The organism is Sinomonas atrocyanea (assembly GCF_030811715.1).
GTDB lineage: Bacteria > Actinomycetota > Actinomycetes > Actinomycetales > Micrococcaceae > Sinomonas > Sinomonas atrocyanea_A.
In genome coordinates this window covers 110,576-128,330 of the sequence record NZ_JAUSRH010000008.1, presented here as the reverse complement: position 1 = coordinate 128,330, position 17,755 = coordinate 110,576, and the positions used below count along the sequence as shown (strand labels likewise).

Here is a 17,755-nt window from a genome sequence, read left to right as displayed (position 1 = left end):
GCCTGTTGCGCCGAGTCCCCGGCGGGACACTACAGTGAAGCCTGAACGCGCTCGCACAGCGGAAGGACCTGCGTGGTCTACTGGATCCTCAAGCAGATCTTCATCGGCCCCCTCGTCAAAGTGCTGTACAGGCCGTGGACCAAGGGACTCGCGAACGTCCCGGCCCGTGGCGCGGCGATCCTCGCCTCGAACCACCTCTCGTTCTCCGACTCGATCTTCCTGCCCCTCATGGTCCGCAGGCCGGTGGTGTTCCTCGCGAAGCAGGAGTACTTCACCGGCCGCGGCCTCAAGGGGTGGCTGACGGCGGCGTTCTTCCGCTACACGAACCAGCTGCCGATGGACCGGTCCGGCGGCGAGGCGTCCGCTGCCTCCCTCGAGGCCGGGGCGCAGATCCTCGAGGGCGGGGGGCTGCTGGGCATCTACCCGGAGGGGACCCGGAGCCCCGACGGACGCCTGTACCGGGGCAAGGTCGGCGTGGCCCGGCTTGCGCTCGTCAAGCAGGTGCCGGTGCTCCCGGTGGCCATGATCGGCACGGAGAAGGTCCAGCCGATCGGCCAGCGCATCCCCTCGATCCGGCGGGTCGGCATCATCATCGGCCAGCCGATGGACTTCTCCGAGTTCTACGGCCGGGCCGACGACCGGGCCGTCCAGCGCGAGGTGACCACCCGGATCATGCGGCAGATCCAGCAGCTGTCCGCGCAGGAGTACGTCGACGCGTATGCCGCCGACGTCAAGGCCCGGCTGGCGCAGGAGGCGGCGCACGAGGCGGCGCAGAAGCGGGCGGGGAAGCCTCCGGCCGACGCATAAGCGCGGCACCGGGCTGGTGGCTTAGCCTTGGAGGCGTGACTGATCTCTCCGTATCGCCCGCGGCCCGATTCACGAGCACTGCACAGAGCGGTGCCGCCGACTACCCGGGCCTCGACAACTGGCGCTCCCTGCCGATCTCGCAGCAGCCTTCCTGGTCGGATCCGGACGTCTTCCGCGCGGCGATCGCGGAGCTGTCGATCCTCCCTCCCCTCGTCTTCGCCGGCGAGGTGGACCTCCTGCGCGAGCGCCTCGCGGCCGCGGCCCGCGGGGAGGCCTTCCTGCTTCAGGGCGGCGACTGCGCCGAGACCTTCGGGGCGGCGACGGCGGACCGGATCAGCGCGCGCGTGAAGACCATCCTGCAGATGGCGGTGGTGCTGACCTACGGCGCCCAGCTGCCCGTGATCAAGATGGGCCGCATGGCCGGCCAGTTCGCCAAGCCGCGCTCCTCCGATACCGAGACCCGGGACGGCGTGACCCTCCCGGCCTACCGCGGCGACATCGTCAACGGCTACGACTTCACGCCTGAGTCGCGCGCCCACGATGCCGACCGGATGCTCCGGGCCTACCACACGTCGGCGTCGACCCTGAACCTCATCCGCGCCTTCACGCAGGGCGGCTTCGCCGACCTGCGCCTCGTGCACACGTGGAACAAGGGGTTCACGGAGAACCCCGCCCACGCCCGCTACGAATCGCTCGCCCGCGAGATCGACCGCGCCATCAAGTTCATGGACTCGTGCGGGGCGGACTTCGAGGCGCTCAAGCGCGTCGAGTTCTTCGCGAGCCACGAGGCGCTGCTGCTGGACTACGAACGGGCGCTCACGCGCATCGACTCCCGCACGGGCCTGCCGTACGACACGTCCGCGCACTTCCTGTGGATCGGCGAGCGGACCCGGGAGCTCGACCACGCCCACGTGGACTACCTCTCCCGCGTGCGCAACCCGATCGGCGTCAAGCTCGGTCCGTCGACGACGGGCGACGACGCCCTGCGGCTCATCGACAGGCTCGACCCCGAGCGCGAGCCCGGCCGGCTGACGTTCATCACGAGGATGGGCGCGCAGAACATCCGCGAGAAGCTGCCTCCTGTGGTCGAGAAGGTCACGGCGTCCGGGGCCCAGGTCCTGTGGGTCACCGACCCGATGCACGGCAACACGGTCACGAGCCGCAATGGCTACAAGACCCGCCGCTTCGACGACGTCGTGGACGAGGTCCGCGGCTTCTTCGACGTCCACCAGGCGCTCGGGACCGTCCCGGGCGGCCTGCACATGGAGATGACGGGCGACGACGTCGCCGAGTGCCTCGGCGGCTCCGACCCGATCGACGAGGCGGCCTTCGAAGACCGGTACGAGTCGGTGTGCGACCCCCGGCTCAACCACATGCAGTCGCTCGAGATGGCCTTCCTCGTCGCCGGGGCGCTGTCCAAGCGGGCCTGATCGGCCTCTCCCGCCCGCGAGGGGCGTCGGCTGCGGCCGGCGCCCCTCGCGTCGTTCCGCCGCCCTACACGACGGTGAGGGTGACCACGCTGCCCTCGGGCACGTCCTTGTCCATCGGGTCCTGGGCGCGGACGGTGCCGAAGAACCCGCCGAGGATGTTCTCCACGTGCACGTCGAACCCGAGCTGCTTGAGCGCGTCCGTGGCCTCGCCCACCTGCTTGCCCACGAAGCTCGGGACGTGCACCATCTTCGGGCCCTTGGACATGGTCAGGGTGACCGCGCCGCCCTTGGTCAGGGTCGCGCCGGGCGAGGGATCCTGGGCTGCCACGGACCCCTTCGGGACCGTCTTGTCGTTGACCTCGTCGGAGGAGACCTGGGGGTCCAGTCCGGCGGCGCGGAGGGCGGCCAGGGCCTGGGACTGCGGCATGCCCACCACGCGGGGCACGGGGATGGGCTGGGGGCCCTTGGACACGGTCAGCGCCACGGTGGAGCCGTGGCGGAGGGGCGTCCCGGACCCCGGGTCCTGGGCCAGGACGATCCCCGCCGGCACGCTGTCGTCGTAGGCCTCCCTGACCGCGCCGACCGTGTTCTTCGCCGCGGTGATGGCCGCCTTCGCGTCGTCGAGGGACTTCCCCCGCAGGTCCTCGAGGGGGAAGAGCTGCGGGCCCTTCGAGACGAGCACGCTCACGCCCTGGAACTTCCGGATCTGGGTGCCCGGGGGCGGGGTGCTGTCGACGATGAGCCCGGACGTGACGGCGTCGTCGAAGACATCCTGGGTGGAGAAGGAGAGCCCCGCCCGGTCGAAGAGCGGCCGCGCCTGGTCCACCGTGAGGTCCTTGACCGGTGGGACCGTGGCGGCGGCGCCGGGGCCCACGCCGAAGAACCACCCGGCCAGCGCGGCGACGAGCGCGAGGACGACGATGACGGCGGCCCACACCGCTCCGCGGCGCCGCGACCGTCCGGGCCCCAGCGTCCTCGTCGGCGTCGCCGCCGCGGCCGCGGACCGGCGTGCGGCCTCGCGGTCGTGCCGGCGCTGCTCGCGCGCCGTCGGGGCCGGCGCTGCCGGGATGACGCTCGTGCGCTGGGGGGCAGAGGCGATCACCTCCGTGCGCCCGGCGGGGAGCATCTCGGTGTGTCCGGGTGCGGGGACGGGGATGTGCTGGGTCTGCGCCGCGTGCAGGTCCAGCTGGGCGTCGCTCAGATGGGTGCGGATGTGCCGGATCTCGCCGAGGAGCGCCTCGGCGTCCACGGGGCGGTCCTCCGGGTCCCGCGCGCAGGCCCACTGGACGAGCTCGTCGAGCTCGGGGGAGAGGCCGGGGACGAGGTCGGATGGGGGAGGGACGTCGCGGGTCGCGTGCTGCATCGCAACCTGCACCGGCAGGTCGCCCCGATAGGGCTGGTGACCGGTGAGCAGCTCGTAGAGCATGATCCCGACCGAGTAGAGGTCGCTGCGCGCGTCGCCCCCGCTGCGCTGGACGAGCTCTGGGGCGATGTACGCGACCGTGCCCATCGTGACACCGCTGGTCGTCGAGGTCGTGACGGCCCTGGCGAGCCCGAAGTCCGCGACCTTGATCTGCCCGGAGTCCCCGAGGAGCACGTTCTCGGGCTTGATGTCGCGGTGGACGAGGCCGGCCGCATGCGCGGCCGCGAGCCCGTCGACCACGGCGTCGATGAGCGCGAGGGCCTGGCGCGGCGCCAGCAGCCCGTGCTCGTCGAGCAGCTGGCGCAGGTTGCGGCCGGGCACGTACTCCATCACGAGGTAGAAGACGTCCCCGTCGTGGCCGCGGTCGAGGACCGAGACCACGTGGGGGTGCGAGAGCCGGGCCGCGGCCTTGGCCTCCTGCTCGAGGCGCTCGGCGAAGGACGGGTCCTGGCTCAGATGGGGATGGAGGACCTTGAGGGCGACGTCCCGGTCGAGGTTCGTGTCCGTGGCGAGGTAGACCGTGGCCATGCCGCCCATGGCGAGGCGCGCGGCAACGCGGTACCGGCCGCCCACGAGCGATCCGACGAGCCCATCGCTCAGCTTTCCGTTCACCCCACGATCCTAAGCGCTCGCCCGCGGCGGGCGCCCGAGGCGCCCCGGGCCCGGACGGGCCGCGGGGCACCGCGCTCAGCTGAAGGTCTTCTGGTGCGCCCTGATGGCCGCCACATACTGCTTGGTGTCCTTGTACATGCCGTGCTTGGCCACGGAGTACTGGCCCTGGTAGTAGCCGGCGATCGCGGTGTCCTCGTCCTTGCTGGTCCGCACGAGGGCACGGATGATCGCGATACCGGCGGTGGCGTTGTCGTAGGGATCCAGCAGGTTGAGCCTGCGGCCTACGAGGTCTGAGGCCCACTGCCCCGAGGTGGGCACGAGCTGCATCGTCCCGATGGCGTTGGCGGGGGAGACGGCACGCTGGCTGAACCCCGACTCCTGGTAGGCGATGGCAAGGGCGAGCGCGGGGTCGACGCCCATCCGCCGGGCTGTGTCGGCGACGATCTGCTTCATCTCCACCCTGCTCGGCACCGGCGCGGCGTTGAGGATGCGCTTGTTCTCGTTCGCGGAGGCGACCACGGCGTCGGGGTACTTGAAGCCGAGGAAGGTGTCGCCCACGAGCGGCTTGGGCGCGCCCGAGGACGCCTGCGTGATGGCGGCAGCGGGCTCGGCCTTCCCGGCCGGGAGCTTGAGGGTTCGCCCCGCGTAGATGATGCTCGTGAGGCTGAGCCCGTTGGCCGCCAGCAGGCTGCCGAGCGGCACCTTCAGGCGGGCGCTGATCCCGTAGAGCGTGTCGCCGGGACGGATGGTGTAGCTGCCGGCGCTCGCCGCCTGGGCGGGCTTCGCCGAAGCGGACGACGACGCGGGCGCGCCGTGCGATGCTGGGCCGCCGGTGAGCCTGAGCTGCTGGCCCGGATAGATGATCGTGGTGGGCGTGAGGTGGTTCAGGGACAGGACGTCGCCGACCTTGAGCCCGAACCGCCCGGCGATCGCCGTGACCGTGTCCCCGGCGCGCACCGTGTACCTCTGCGGCGGTGCCGCCTTCGCCGGGGCGAGCCGGCTGGGGACCATCGCGGGCACCTCGGCGGCGGGCACGACGGCGGCCTGCGCGGCGGCGCGGGGGACGGCACCCGGCAGGGCTCCGGACTGGGCGACGGACTCCGCGGCTGCAGCGGATGCGGGCGCGGCGAGCGCGAGCGAGGACAGGGCGACGGCGGGAAGGACCGCCGTCGTCGCCGCGACAAGGGGAAGGCTGTGCTTGGCGGCAGCGCTCCCGCTGGTTCCGGACGTGCTCATCGGTCGACCTCCTTGAGCCGGGGTGGTGTCACTGATGTGAGGGCGGCTGTAAATTCGGTGATGTTGCGTGAGTGATTGATTTGACTGGTGTTACTTAAGTGACCGATGTGAATCTCTCATGATTCGCCGGAAGGTACAAGGCGGCGTCCGGCCGGGCCTCGGCCGGCCGGCATGCCGCTGCCGACTAGGTGGAGCGGCCCGGAGCGTGGCACGCTGGTGCCGTGAGTGATATCGAGAACCTGGTGTCTGAATGGCTGCCCCTCCCGGACGTCGCGGAGCGGCTCGGGCTGCCGGTCACCAAGGTGCATGGCCTGATTGACGAGCGCGCTCTCGTCGCCGCGCGCGTGGGCGAACGGAAGATCCGCTCCGTCCCGGCGCTGTTCCTCGACGGGGACCACGTGGTGGACAGCCTCAAGGGCACGATTGCCGTCCTGGCAGATGCGGGCTTCAGCGATGAGGAGCTGATCGTCTGGCTCTTCACGCCCGACGAGTCCCTCCGCGGCCGCCCCATCGATGCGCTCCGCGAGGGCCGCAAGACCGAGATCCGGCGCCGCGCCCAGATTCTGGCCTGGTAGCCGGCCCCTCGGCGTCCTGTCTGGGTTCAGGCCCCGGTCCTCTCCGCGCGGGCGGAGCGGGCCCGGGGCCTGACGCGTCCCTCAGGAAGCCCGCTGCACCGCGGCCCGCCCGAGCGCCTCGAGGGCAGTGCGGACCACGGGATCCACGTCGAGCCGCGCGAGCGCACCGAACGCCGTCTCGGCCAGGGCGCCGATGAGCCGCTCCGTGGCCTCGAGGGCCCCGGCGGAACTGATGATGTCCCGCAGCCTGCCGACCTCGTCGAGGTCGAGGTCGCCCCGACCGAGGCCGCGTTCGAGCTCTGCCGCCGCGGCGCCGTCGGCCGCGTCGAGTGCGAGCGCCACGAGCATCGTCCGCTTTCCCTCGCGCAGGTCGTCCCCGGCGGGCTTGCCCGTGCTGCGCGGATCCCCGAACACCCCGAGCACGTCGTCGCGGAGCTGGAACGCCTCGCCGAGCGGGAGCGAGAAGGCGGAGTACGCCGCCAGCAGGGCATCGTCCGCTCCGGCGAGCGCGCCTCCGATGCCGAGCGGGTGCTCGGTGGAGTACTTCGCCGACTTGTACCTGATCACCGTGCCTGCCCTGGCCACGGCCTCTGTCCGCGGGCGCGAGGGGCCGGCTACCTCCTCGAGGATGTCCAGGTACTGCCCGGCCATGACCTCGGCCCTCATCGTGTTGAAGATGCGGCGGCCAGCGGTGCCGATCCCCGCGGCCGGCCCGACGGCGGTGAAGGCCTCCTCGCTGAAGGACAGGCACAGGTCGCCGGTGAGGATGGCGGCAGCATGGCCGAAGCGGGTCGCATCGAGCGCCCATCCGGACCTGGCGTGCAGCGCCGTGAACCGCTCGTGCACGCTCGGAGCACCGCGGCGGGTGGCCGAACGGTCGATGATGTCGTCGTGGATCAGAGCAGCAGCCTGGAAGAGCTCGAGGGCGGCGCCCGCCCGCACCGGCTCGCCGGCCAGCTCCGCCCCGCCGGCGCCGCGCCACCCCCAGTAGCCGAGCAGCGCCCGCAGGCGCTTGCCGCCCGAGACCAGGCCGGAGATCGCGTCCATGAGCGCATCGACGTCCGCGGAGACCCCGGCCATCACCGACCGCTGGCGGTCGAGGAAGGAGCGCAGCTCGGCCTCGAGGGCCTCCCGGTAGCGGGCCTGCTCCGCCTCGACTCCCGCGGCGGCACCCGCTCGCTGCTCGTTCACCGTGTCCCCTTCTCCGCTGCCTACTTCAGCGACGAGGGCGCCACGGAGACGCCCACGGTCGCGACCGCCTGCTTGTTCGCGGTGACGACGGTGACGGTGGCCGTCTCCGAGCCGTTCGAGCGCACGAAGTCGCGCACGAGGGTCCCCGCCGCCGCCATCGATGCTGAGGTGCTGGACGAGGCGCTGGCGGCCGGAACGGCGGTGAACCCCTCGCCGGTGAGGGTCTTCGTGTAATAGTCCAGCATCTCGGAGGCCGAGGACGTGCTGCTGCCCGCAACCAGGGAGGCGACGGCGGGTGACGCCGAGGCGTCGAAGCTCGTCGCGAGCGCCGTGGCGCCCGGCATGAGCGGAAGCGTCTGCGACGGGAAGCCCGGCGCGATGGCGCTCACCGTGGCGTTCGCCGCCGAGGCCGACGCGGACGCGCGCCCGCTCACCGTCGAGGACGGCGACGGCGAGGCAGTGGCGGCAGCTGAGCTCGCGGGAGCCGGGCTCTGCGCCGCGCTCCCTGTCTGGCCCCCGCAGCCGGCCACCGCGAATGCGGTGGCCATGAGCACGGTGGCCCCTGCGAGCCGTCGGATCCTCCCGGTGATGTTCGCCATGCGCCTGGTGTTGCCTTTCGTTCTTGCTGCAAGGTCCCGCCCAGTCTAGTGGGCCGGCGCGGTGCCCCTCCCGCCTACGATGGACGGGTGGGAACGGACGGTGATGCCCCCGGCGGGGAGACGCTGGGCCAGATGCGGCGCCGTGGCATCCTGCACGTCGACATGGACGCCTTCTTCGTCGCCGTCGAGCAGCGCGAACAGCCCGAACTGCGCGGGCGCCGCGTCATCGTCGGATTCCCGGCCGAGCGCTCCGTGGTCCTGTCCGCCAGCTACGAGGCGCGCGCCTTCGGCATCAGCAGTGCGATGCCGATGCTCATCGCGCTGCGGCGCTGCCCCGACGCCATCGTGGTCGAGCCGCGGCACCACCTCTACTACGAGGTGTCCAGGCAGCTCATGCGGCTCTTCGCCGACTTCACTGACCTCGTCGAACCGCTGAGCGTCGACGAGGCCTTCCTCGACGTCTCCGGAGCCGTGCGGCGCCTGGGGGCATCGCCCGAGCAGATCGCGGCCCAGATCAAGTCCCGCATCCGGTCCGAACTCGGCATCACGGCGTCGGTCGGGGTCGCCTCGACGAAGTTCGTGGCCAAGATCGCCTCCACCCGGTCCAAGCCGGACGGCCTGCTCGTGGTCCGCCCGGAGGACACGGTGCCGTTCCTGCACTCCTTGCCGGTGGGGGCCCTGTGGGGAATCGGCGGCAAGACGCAGGAGGTCCTCGGCCGTCTCGGGATCCACACCGTCGGCGACCTCGCGCAGACGCCCGACTCGACGCTGAGGCGCTCGCTGGGCGCCACCGGCCTGCACGCCAAGCGCCTGAGCTGGGGCATCGACGAACGGGTCGTGACGCCCACCCGTGAGGAGAAGAGCATCGGCGCGGAGGAGACCTTCGCCGTGGACGTCGCGGACGACGCCATGCTGCACGCCGAGCTCCTGCGGCTCGCCCACCGCGTCGCCGGACGCCTCAGGGGCCAGGGGGTCGCCGCCGGCACGGTGGCGCTCAAGCTCCGGTACTCGGACTTCTCGACGCTCGCGCGGTCGCACACCCTCACGGTGCCGACCGACAGCGCCCAGCACCTCTACAGCGCGGGGCGCCAGCTCCTGGCGGCCCTCGGGCCGCGCCCGCTGCCGGTCCGGCTCATCGGCCTGCGGGGAGAGCGGCTCTCGCGGTCGGCCGGCGCGCCGCGCCAGCTCAGCCTCGACCGCACCGAGGACAACTGGCGCACCGCCGAGGAGGCCCTCGACCGAGTCTCGGAACGGTTCGGCTCCGGCATGGTCCAGCCCGCACGCCTCCTCGGGGAGCGACGTCCGGGCCCCCAGCGGGACGGGCGGACGCCGCGCGAGTGAGCGGCACCCGCGACGCTCCGGGCGTCCCTTTTGGAACCTACCCGGACGTCATATCCTTAAGGAACCTCGAAATATTGGGTGCACTGAGTCGGCTGGGAAGTCCATCTGGGGTCGGGTCGCAGCGGCTCGTCGGTCAGGGGAACCCGCGGCTGGTTCAATGCGTTGGTGCAGATGATGGAGGCCGTCCATCATCTGCATGCGTGAAGGAGTCGCCATGCCTCTCTCGGAGCACGAACAGAAGATGCTGGAGCAGCTTGAGAAGCAGCTCCACGAAGAGGACCCCAAGTTCGCCGATTCCATGGGCGCCGATGCCCTCAAGACGTTCTCGACCAAGCACATTGTGCTCGGGGTCCTCGGCGTCATCGCGGGCATCCTCGTCCTCCTGGTCGGAGTGAGCATCCAGAACATCTTCGTGGGGGTCCTCGGCTTCCTCCTCATGGGCGCGAGCGTCTACTACGGCACGCTCAGGCGGCCCGGCCGGCGCCTCCGCTCAGGCGGCTCGAAGCGGACGAGCAGCGGGTTCCTCCGCAAGCTCGAAGCCCAGTGGGAAGAACGGCGCAGGGACGAAGGCTGATCCGTCCCGCCCGGCCCGCGCGCCGGGCCCCTCGCCGAGGCGCCTCAGCGACTCCAGCGCCACGCACCGCCTGACGGCCTGACTGTGCCCCGGAACCGTTTCGGTTCCGGGGCACAGTCGTGTCCTGGGGCGCCCGCACGCGCGCTTGCTCCGCTGACCTCCCGGTCCTCCACCTCGCTCCCCGTCCTCCACCCTGCTCCCCGTCCTCCACTTCTCTCCCCGTCCTCCACTTCCCTCCCCGTCGTGCCCACAAGCGCGGCCACGCCCGCACGGCGTAGGGCGAGCGTCCGCCGTCGTGCCCCCGCCTGCGCCCCAGGGCTCCACCGTCCCGCCCTTTCCCTCCACCTCGCCTCCACCGCGGAGATCCGCATGAATCCGGGGGAGTTCCTTGTACAGATGGTGCGACATGCGGGCCGTGTCGCATTGACGGGGGAGGACTGTGGAGTAAAGTGGGGGATGTTGGAGGGAAGTGGCGGATAGGGACGTTCAGCCTCGCACAGACAGGTGGTGGTGCCGGTGTTGCTCGGTACCTATTCGCCGCGTCTGGACGAGAAGGGGCGACTCATCCTCCCGGCGAAGTACCGAGACGAACTGGCCGAGGGGCTGGTTCTGACCCGGGGCCAGGAGCGCTGCATCTACGTCTTCAGCCAGAAGGAATTCGAGAGGGTCCACGAGCAGATGCGGGAAGCCCCTATCTCCTCGCGTCAGTCGCGTGACTATCTCCGGGTCTTTCTGTCTGGGGCCTCCGACGAGGTGCCCGACAAGCAGGGGCGCGTGACGATCCCCCAGAACCTGCGCAAGTACGCAGGCCTGGACCGGGACCTGGCCGTGATCGGCGTGGGGACCCGGGCGGAGATCTGGGACGCCCAGGCGTGGGAGGACTACCTGTCCGAGAAGGAATCCGCCTTCTCGGAGACTGACGACGACGCGATACCAGGGATCGTCTGATCCCGCTGGCTGGCCGAGATCTCCAGCCGCCCCGCAAGGTTTCCTGGCTCACCTTCCCCGGAGCCAGGCGACCGACCGGCGCGGAGGGGGATCTGGACCAGCCGGGCACCCCGGAGCATCCGCTCCACACCAGATGCATGCGCACGGGAGGAGTGGACCATGCCGAACGACGACCAGCAGGACCGGCCGACATCCGACCGCCACGTCCCCGTGCTGCTCGAGCGCTGCGTCAACCTGCTGTCCGGCGGTGTCGAGGCGGCCATCGCCGCGGGACGCACCCCCGTGGTGGTCGACGCGACCCTCGGCATGGGCGGCCACAGCGAGGCGATCCTGACCCGCTTCCCGACGGCGACGCTGGTGGGAATCGACCGGGACGAGCAGGCCCTCGCCCTCGCCGGCGCCCGCCTTGCCCCGTTCGGGGAGCGGGCCACGCTCGTGCACGCCGTCTACGACGAGATCCCCGAGGTGCTCGAAGAACTCGGCCTGCCCGGCGCCGACGGCGTGCTCATGGACCTCGGCGTCTCCTCGATGCAGCTCGACGAGCGCGAGCGCGGATTCGCCTACTCCTACGACGCCCCGCTCGATATGCGCATGGACACGAGCCGCGGCCTGACGGCGGCGGACGTGGTCAACACCTACAGCGTCGAGGACCTCACCCGGATCATCCGCGCGTGGGGCGAGGAGAAGTTCGCGGGCCGGATCGCGAAGAACATCGTCGCCGAGCGCCAGAAGCAGCCGTTCACCACCACCGGCCAGCTCGTCGAGGCCATCCGTGCGGTGGTCCCCGCGGCGGCCGCGCGGACCGGCGGCCACCCCGCCAAGCGCACATTCCAGGCGCTGCGGATCGAGGTCAACGAGGAGCTCGACGTGCTCGAGAGGGCCGTCCCGGCCGCCATCGGCACCCTTACCCTCGGCGGCCGGATCGTGGTCATGAGCTACCACTCGCTCGAGGACCGCATCGTCAAGGCCGCACTCCAGTCCCGGAGCCGGTCGACGGCGCCCCCCGGCTTCCCCGTGGAGCTCGAGGAGCACCGCCCCGAACTGAAGATCATCACCAAAGGAACAGAAGTGCCGACGGAAGCCGAGATCGCGGAGAACCCCCGCGCCGCCTCGGCTCGCCTCCGCGCGGCCGAACGCATCAGGGCAAGGAGTGGAGTATGAGCGCAGCAGCACAGCGGAAGGCGGCGGTGGCCGGGACGTCCGCCCTCACGACGGCGGCACCCCGGCGGGATGCCCCGTCCGCTGCTCCGCGCCGGGCACCGCTGTCGGTCGTCCGCACGGCGCCCGCGCGCCGTCGTGCTCCGTTCGCCATCTTCTGCCTCGGCGTCCTCGCCGCGGCGCTCCTCGCCGTGCTCGTGCTCAACGTGTCCGTCTCGACCGGGCAGTACCAGCTCGTGCAGCTGCGCAATGACCAGCTGGGCCTCCAGAAGCAGAACCAGGAACTGACACAGCAGGTCCAGAACTTCCAGGCTCCCCAGAATCTTGCTGCGCGGGCGGCACAATATGGAATGGTCGCCTCGACGTCCAACGGCCAGATCGACGTGAAGACGCTCGCGGTGACCGGCAACGCCAAGGCGGCGGAGAAGGGTGCCTCCCAGGGTGCCACGATCGCGACGCCCGCCGTTCCCGGCCAGCTCTCCGCCGCGCCGGCAGCGACGACCAAGGACGCACTCGCGCCCGGGGCCGCGGCCACCACGGCCTCGACCGCTCCGGCCGCCAAGCCAGCGGACAGGCCCGCCGCGAAGGCCGACCTCCACGGCGGGTCCATCCCGGCTCCCGCGCAGAAGACGCCGGGCCAGTAGCCCCCGCGGCCCACCGGCCTGACGCCAGCGCGGCGCGGTGCGGCCGAGCGCAGCAGCAGGGAGATCGGGAAGCGTAGGGACACACGTGGCAGCGAAGAGCACCGACACACAGGGCAGGCAGGCGCGAGGCGGCCCGCGCACACCGGACGAGGGCCCGCTCCGGCGCGCACGCCGGGCCACCAGCCGCCTCCGCCTCGGCCTCGCGGCCATGCTCGCCCTGCTCCTGCTCATCGGGGGCCGGCTCGTGCTCGTCCAGGGCATGGACGTGGGCGGCCTGGCGGAGGCGGCCCTGAGCAAGAGGCTCCAGAAGACGGTGCTCCCCGCCGAACGCGGCCAGATCGTCGACTCCAAGGGAACCGTCCTGGCCTCGAGCGTGGTCCGCTACAACATCACGGTCGACCAGCGCATCGCCTCCTCGAAGGACTTCACGGAGCTCGAGCAGCGCGTCGACGCGGGGGACGGCACCAAGAAGATCGTCACGATCACCCGGGACCAGGCGATCCAGCAGCTCGCAGACGCCGTGGGCAGGCCTGCCGCGGACGTGGCCGCCGCCATCACCGGGGACAAGCCCTTCAACTACGTCGCGCGCGACGTGACCCCGGACACCGAGGCGCGCGTGATGGCCATCGGCTTCCCCGGCATCCTGTCGGAGGGCGTGACCCAGCGCGTCTACCCGAACGGTGCCGTTGGGGGCAACCTCGTCGGATTCGTGGGCTCGGACGGCACCGCCCTCGCAGGCCTCGAGCAGACCCAGGACAGCGTGCTCAAGGGCCAGGACGGCTCCCGCGAGTACGAGATCGGGGCCGACGGCCTCCGGATCCCGGTCGCCACCGACAAGCTCACGCCGGCGCAGGACGGCAAGACGGTCAAGCTCACGATCGACTCGGACCTGCAGTACTTCACCCAGCAGGCCATCCAGACGCAGACGGACAAGTACAGCGCCGAGTGGGGCATCGCGATCGTCATGGACGCCAAGAGCGGCAACATCCTCGCCATGGCCGATTCGAACTCGGTCGACCCCAACGACCCGGGCAAGACCGCCGCGAAGGACCGCGGCGCGCGCGCCGTCACCGCCGCCTACGAGCCTGGGTCGGTCGAGAAGACGATCACCATGGCGGCCCTCATCCAGGAGGGCAAGGCCAATCCCCTCTCGCAGTACACGATCCCGCCCACCTACACCGTCGACGGCCAGACGTTCGCCGATGCCTTCACACACGGCACCGAGCAGCGCACGCTCGCGGGCATCCTCGGCTACTCGATGAACACGGGGACGGTCATGGCGGGCAAGGCGCTCTCGCCGCAACAGCGCTACGACTGGTTCACGAAGTTCGGCATCGGCCAGCCGGTGGATATCGGCCTTCCCGGGCAGGCGCTGGGGGTCCTGCACACCCCGCAGGAGTGGGACGGCCGCCAGCAGTACACGGTCCTCTTCGGACAGGGCGTGACCCAGTCCACGCTCCAGACCGTACGCGCGTACCAGGCGATCGCCAATGACGGCGTCATGGTCCAGCCGCGCCTCATCGACGCCTACGTCGACCAGAACGGGCACACGAGCTCGCCGCAGACGTCCCCGCCGACGCAGGTGGTCAGCAAGGCCACTGCCCAGCAGGTCCAGCAGATGCTCGAGAGCGACGTGACCGAGGGCGAGGTCAAGCCCGCGGCCATCGACGGCTACCGCGTCGGCGCCAAGACCGGTACCTCGGAGGCCCCCCGGGAGGACGGGGTCCCCGGGTACGACGGCGTGACGTCCTCGCTGATCGGCATGGCGCCGATGGAGGACCCGCGCTACATCGTCGCCGTCGTGATCCAGCGGCCCAAGGGCGACATCTTCGGCATCGGCAACGCGGACGTGTTCCGCTCCGTCATGAGCCAGACCCTCCACAAGTACGGCGTTCCGCCGTCCACCGGGACCCCCGCCAAGCTGCCCCAGTACGCCAAGTGAGCACGTGACGATGGCCCACTCCGGGCGCCCCCCACGGCGGCGCCCGGAACCGGCGTTATAGAGTTGGAACCCCGATCGATGAAGGTGAACGTGAGCGAGCAGCCCATGCCCACGGGCAGGAGTGCCTCCCCGGGGGGCACAGAGCAGGACAGGCAGCCGGCCATACGCCCGGCACACGTCGACCCGGTGCCGCTGGCCGAGATCGCGGCGCTCCTCGGCCTCCCGCAGGAGGGGCTCGAGGACGGCCCTGCCGTGACCGGGGTGACCCTCGACTCGCGAGCGGTGCTCCCCGGCGACCTCTACTTCGCGCTGCCCGGCGCCACGCGCCACGGGGCCGACTTCGCCCGCCAGGTGGTGGACGCCGGCGCGGTGGCCATCGTCACCGACCCCGACGGCGCGCAGCAGCTCGCGCTCTCGGAGACGTCGGTCGAGGTTCCCATCCTCGTCCTGGACGCCCCCCGCGCGGCCGTGGGCGCCGCGGCGGCGCTCGTCTACGGCACGGGCCGCGGTGCGGGCCTGACCCTGCTCGGCGTTACCGGCACCAACGGCAAGACGACCACGACGTACTTCGCCAACGCCCTGCTGCGCGCCCTCGGCCACCGCACCGGGCTCATCGGGACAATCGAGATCTCGGCCGGGGGAGAGCCGATCCCGAGCCGCCTCACGACGCCCGAGTCGCCGGAGGTCCACGCGATCCTGGCAGTCATGCGCGAGAAGGGCGTGAGCGCCGCCTCCATGGAGGTCTCCTCGCACGCGATCGAGTTCGGCCGCGTCGACGGGGTCCGCTACGACGCCGTCGGCTTCACCAACCTCACGCAGGACCACCTCGACCTCCACGGCACGATGGAGGACTACTACGCGGCGAAGGCACGGCTCTTCACCCCGGAGCGGGCCGCCCGCGCAGTCGTGACGGTCGACGACGTGTGGGGGCGCCGCCTCGCGGCCGAGGCGCCGATCCCGGTCACCACCCTGCGCACCGAGGCCGGCGGCGCGGACGGGTCCGACACCGCGGACTGGACCGTCGCGGATCCCCGGCGGTCCGGGGTGGGCACTGCGTTCGAGCTGCGCCACGCCGACGGCACGGCGCTGCGCGTTCGCTCGGGCCTTCCCGGCGGCTTCAACGTGGCCAACGCCGCGCTGGCCACGTTGCTCGTCCTCGCCGCGGGCGCCTCAGCCGAGGAGCTGCAGCGCGCCCTTGACACCGACCCCTTCACCGTGGAAGTGCCGGGGCGCATGCAGCTCATCGGCACCGCCCCCGCCGCCGTCGTGGACTTCGCGCACAATCCCGACGCCCTCGAGCGCGCCCTCGACGCGGTCCGCCCAGCGGGCGCAGGCCGCCTCATCGTCGTGTTCGGCGCCACCGGCCAGCGGGACCAGGGCAAGCGCCCCATCATGGGCGCGGTCGCCGCGCGCGGCGCCGAGGTCGTCGTCGTCACCGACGACGACCCGCACGACGAGGACGCCGCAGCCATCCGGGCCGACGTGCTCGCCGGGGCGCGCGCGGAGGACGCCGGGCACGGCCTCGGGCGCCGCATCGACGAGGTCGCCCCGCGCGCCGAGGCCATCCGCCATGCCGTCTCGCTGGCGGGGGAGGACGATGTGATCCTCGTCGCCGGGCGCGGGCACGAGGCCTACCAGGAGGTCAAGGGAGTGAACGTCGCCCTCGACGACCGGCTCGAGCTGCGCGCGGCACTCGCCGAGCACGGCCGCCCGGTGGCCCCGGCCGGCCCGGGATTCCCCTCTGCGGGCACCGACGCACTAGAGTCCGATGCGCAATGATTGAGTTCACAGCGGCGCAGATCGCCGAGATCACGGGCGGGCGCCTCCTCGCAGACCCTGCCATCGTCCCCACCACGGTCGTGACCGACTCCCGGGAGGCCGGCCCCGGCTCCCTCTACGTGGCCAAGCCCGGCGAGCACGCCGACGGGCATGCCTTCGTCGGCGCGGCCTTCCGCGCCGGCGCCACCCTGGCGCTGTGCGAGCGCGAGGTCGCCGACGACGCCGGGGCCCTCTACCCGTGCGTCGTCGTGCCCGACGCGGTGCTCGCCATGGGCGCCCTGGCCGCCGCAGCCGTGGCCCGGATCCGCGCCGTGCGCGCAGAGCGCGGCGAGGAGTTCACCGTCGTCGGGATCACCGGCTCGGCCGGCAAGACCACGACGAAGGACCTGCTCGCCGGGATCTTCCGTTCGACCGCCGCCGGCTCGGCGACGGCCGCCGCGACCGTGGCCCCGCAGGGCTCCTACAACGGCGAGGTGGGCGTGCCGCTCACCGTCTTCCGTGCCGACTTCACCACCCGCTACCTCGTGGTCGAGATGGGCGCCACCGGCATCGGCCACATCCGCTACCTCGCCCAGATGGTCCGCCCCGACATCGGGGTGGTGCTGATCGTCGGGACGGCCCACGCCGGAGAGTTCGGCGGCGTCGAGAACATCGCGAAGGCCAAGGGCGAGATGCTCGAGGCGCTCGCGCCCGAGGGCGCCGCCGTCATCAACCTCGACGATCCGCGCGTGCGGGCCATGGAATCCCGGACCCGGGCGAAGCCGGTCTTCTTCACCGCCCACCCCGAGGCTGCGGGCGCCTACGCCGAGCGCGGGACCGTGGTCGCCGCCCACGGCGCGTCGGTCGACGCCGGCGGCTCCCCGGTGTTCGAGCTCTCGGTGGGCGCCCAGGCGCCCGTCCACGTGGCCAGCCGCCTCATCGGCGCCCACCACACGGGGAACCTGCTCGCGGCCGCCGCGGCGGCCCACGCTGCCGGCGTCCCCCTCGCCCAGATCGCCGAGTCCCTCTCGGCGCAGGGTCCGGGGAGCCGCTGGCGCATGCAGCGCACCGAGCGCGCGGACGGCGTGACCGTCATCAACGATGCCTACAACGCCAACCCCGAGTCGATGCGCGCGGCGCTGCAGACGCTCGCCGATCTCGGCCGGGGCCGGCGCACGTGGGCCGTCCTGGGCGCCATGCTCGAACTGGGAGACGAGTCGATCGCCGCGCACACCGCCGTCGGCACCCTCGTCGTGCGCCTGAACATCGACAGGCTCGTCGTGGTCGGCCGCGAGGCCCGCCCGCTGTACGTCTCGGCCGTGAACGAGGGCTCGTGGGGCAACGAGACGAGCTTCGTCGAGGACGCCGACGCCGCCTACGCGCTGCTCGAGGAGGAGCTCGCCCCCGGCGACCTCGTCCTCGTGAAGTCCTCCAACGGCGTCGGCCTGGGCGCCCTGGGCGATCGGATAGCATTGCCGCAGCAGCAGGCCGCCGCGGACATCCAGGAACGGAGCTGA

15 protein-coding genes are annotated in these 17,755 nt (G+C 71.8%); 11 read left to right on the top strand and 4 right to left on the bottom strand.

The genetic code is table 11. The features are described 5' to 3' along the window. Positions 1-72 precede the first annotated feature (72 nt). Positions 73-807 (top strand): lysophospholipid acyltransferase family protein, encoded by a 735-nt coding sequence (locus tag J2W21_RS13455; protein ID WP_307115012.1) that lies wholly within the window; start codon positions 73-75, stop codon positions 805-807. A gap of 35 nt (positions 808-842) precedes the next feature. After that, positions 843-2,237: a class II 3-deoxy-7-phosphoheptulonate synthase gene (locus tag J2W21_RS13450; protein WP_307115011.1), complete on the top strand. Its 1,395-nt coding sequence runs from the start codon at positions 843-845 to the stop codon at positions 2,235-2,237. 64 nt (positions 2,238-2,301) lie between these two features. Here the strand turns inward: J2W21_RS13450 and pknB are convergent, their stop codons facing one another. Both pknB and J2W21_RS13440 read right to left on the bottom strand, forming a co-directional pair. Next, positions 2,302-4,272: a Stk1 family PASTA domain-containing Ser/Thr kinase gene (pknB, locus tag J2W21_RS13445; RefSeq protein WP_307115010.1), complete on the bottom strand. Its 1,971-nt coding sequence runs from the start codon at positions 4,270-4,272 to the stop codon at positions 2,302-2,304. A 75-nt stretch (positions 4,273-4,347) separates the two neighbouring features. Then, the gene (locus J2W21_RS13440) at positions 4,348-5,508 is read right to left on the bottom strand and encodes a lytic transglycosylase (protein ID WP_307115009.1); all 1,161 of its coding nucleotides are present in this window, start codon (positions 5,506-5,508) and stop codon (positions 4,348-4,350) included. A 221-nt stretch (positions 5,509-5,729) separates the two neighbouring features. On the opposite strand from J2W21_RS13440, the gene J2W21_RS13435 reads away from it, so the two are divergent. Next, a complete protein-coding gene (locus tag J2W21_RS13435) occupies positions 5,730-6,083 on the top strand; it encodes an Rv2175c family DNA-binding protein (RefSeq protein WP_307115008.1) in 354 nt (117 codons plus the stop codon). 81 nt (positions 6,084-6,164) lie between these two features. On the opposite strand, the gene J2W21_RS13430 is transcribed toward J2W21_RS13435, so the two are convergent. Together J2W21_RS13430 and J2W21_RS13425 are read right to left on the bottom strand one after the other, a co-directional pair. Then, the gene (locus J2W21_RS13430; protein ID WP_307115007.1) at positions 6,165-7,274 is read right to left on the bottom strand and encodes a polyprenyl synthetase family protein; all 1,110 of its coding nucleotides are present in this window, start codon (positions 7,272-7,274) and stop codon (positions 6,165-6,167) included. 20 nt (positions 7,275-7,294) lie between these two features. Then, complete coding sequence (locus J2W21_RS13425; protein WP_307115006.1) at positions 7,295-7,873, bottom strand: hypothetical protein; 579 nt, start codon at positions 7,871-7,873, stop codon at positions 7,295-7,297. Between the two features lie 87 nt (positions 7,874-7,960). On the opposite strand from J2W21_RS13425, the gene dinB reads away from it, so the two are divergent. From dinB to J2W21_RS13385, 8 genes are all read left to right on the top strand, one after another. After that, positions 7,961-9,214, top strand: coding sequence for a DNA polymerase IV (dinB, locus tag J2W21_RS13420; protein ID WP_373423110.1), 1,254 nt, complete (start codon positions 7,961-7,963; stop codon positions 9,212-9,214). A 214-nt stretch (positions 9,215-9,428) separates the two neighbouring features. Then, complete coding sequence (locus J2W21_RS13415; RefSeq protein ID WP_307115005.1) at positions 9,429-9,788, top strand: DUF3040 domain-containing protein; 360 nt, start codon at positions 9,429-9,431, stop codon at positions 9,786-9,788. A gap of 516 nt (positions 9,789-10,304) precedes the next feature. Beyond that, a complete protein-coding gene (gene mraZ, locus J2W21_RS13410) occupies positions 10,305-10,736 on the top strand; it encodes a division/cell wall cluster transcriptional repressor MraZ (RefSeq protein WP_307115059.1) in 432 nt (143 codons plus the stop codon). 159 nt (positions 10,737-10,895) lie between these two features. Next, positions 10,896-11,897 carry a 16S rRNA (cytosine(1402)-N(4))-methyltransferase RsmH gene (gene rsmH, locus J2W21_RS13405; RefSeq protein WP_307115004.1) on the top strand — a complete coding sequence of 334 codons (1,002 nt, stop codon included), beginning with the start codon at positions 10,896-10,898 and terminating at the stop codon, positions 11,895-11,897. Further along, entirely contained in the window at positions 11,894-12,538 is a 645-nt protein-coding gene (locus tag J2W21_RS13400) for a hypothetical protein (RefSeq protein WP_307115003.1), read from the top strand. Before rsmH ends, J2W21_RS13400 begins: the two co-directional genes overlap by 4 nt. An 85-nt stretch (positions 12,539-12,623) precedes the next feature. Continuing rightward, on the top strand, positions 12,624-14,480 hold the full coding sequence (locus tag J2W21_RS13395; protein WP_307115002.1) for a peptidoglycan D,D-transpeptidase FtsI family protein: 1,857 nt from the start codon (positions 12,624-12,626) through the stop codon (positions 14,478-14,480). 105 nt (positions 14,481-14,585) lie between these two features. After that, positions 14,586-16,259 (top strand): UDP-N-acetylmuramoyl-L-alanyl-D-glutamate--2,6-diaminopimelate ligase, encoded by a 1,674-nt coding sequence (locus J2W21_RS13390; RefSeq protein ID WP_307115058.1) that lies wholly within the window; start codon positions 14,586-14,588, stop codon positions 16,257-16,259. Continuing rightward, complete coding sequence (locus tag J2W21_RS13385; RefSeq protein ID WP_307115001.1) at positions 16,256-17,755, top strand: UDP-N-acetylmuramoyl-tripeptide--D-alanyl-D-alanine ligase; 1,500 nt, start codon at positions 16,256-16,258, stop codon at positions 17,753-17,755. The genes J2W21_RS13390 and J2W21_RS13385 overlap by 4 nt, the downstream gene beginning before the upstream one ends.

Excerpts from the sequence above, each read along its gene's own strand:
- J2W21_RS13415 (WP_307115005.1), top strand. The coding sequence starts at position 9,429 with ATGCCTCTCTCGGAGCACGAACAGAAGATGCTGGAGCAGCTTGAGAAG.
- J2W21_RS13385 (WP_307115001.1), top strand. The coding sequence starts at position 16,256 with ATGATTGAGTTCACAGCGGCGCAGATCGCCGAGATCACGGGCGGGCGC.
- rsmH (WP_307115004.1), top strand. The coding sequence starts at position 10,896 with ATGCCGAACGACGACCAGCAGGACCGGCCGACATCCGACCGCCACGTC.
- J2W21_RS13400 (WP_307115003.1), top strand. The coding sequence starts at position 11,894 with ATGAGCGCAGCAGCACAGCGGAAGGCGGCGGTGGCCGGGACGTCCGCC.
- J2W21_RS13390 (WP_307115058.1), top strand. The coding sequence starts at position 14,586 with ATGCCCACGGGCAGGAGTGCCTCCCCGGGGGGCACAGAGCAGGACAGG.
- J2W21_RS13440 (WP_307115009.1), bottom strand. The coding sequence starts at position 5,508 with ATGAGCACGTCCGGAACCAGCGGGAGCGCTGCCGCCAAGCACAGCCTT.
- J2W21_RS13425 (WP_307115006.1), bottom strand. The coding sequence starts at position 7,873 with ATGGCGAACATCACCGGGAGGATCCGACGGCTCGCAGGGGCCACCGTG.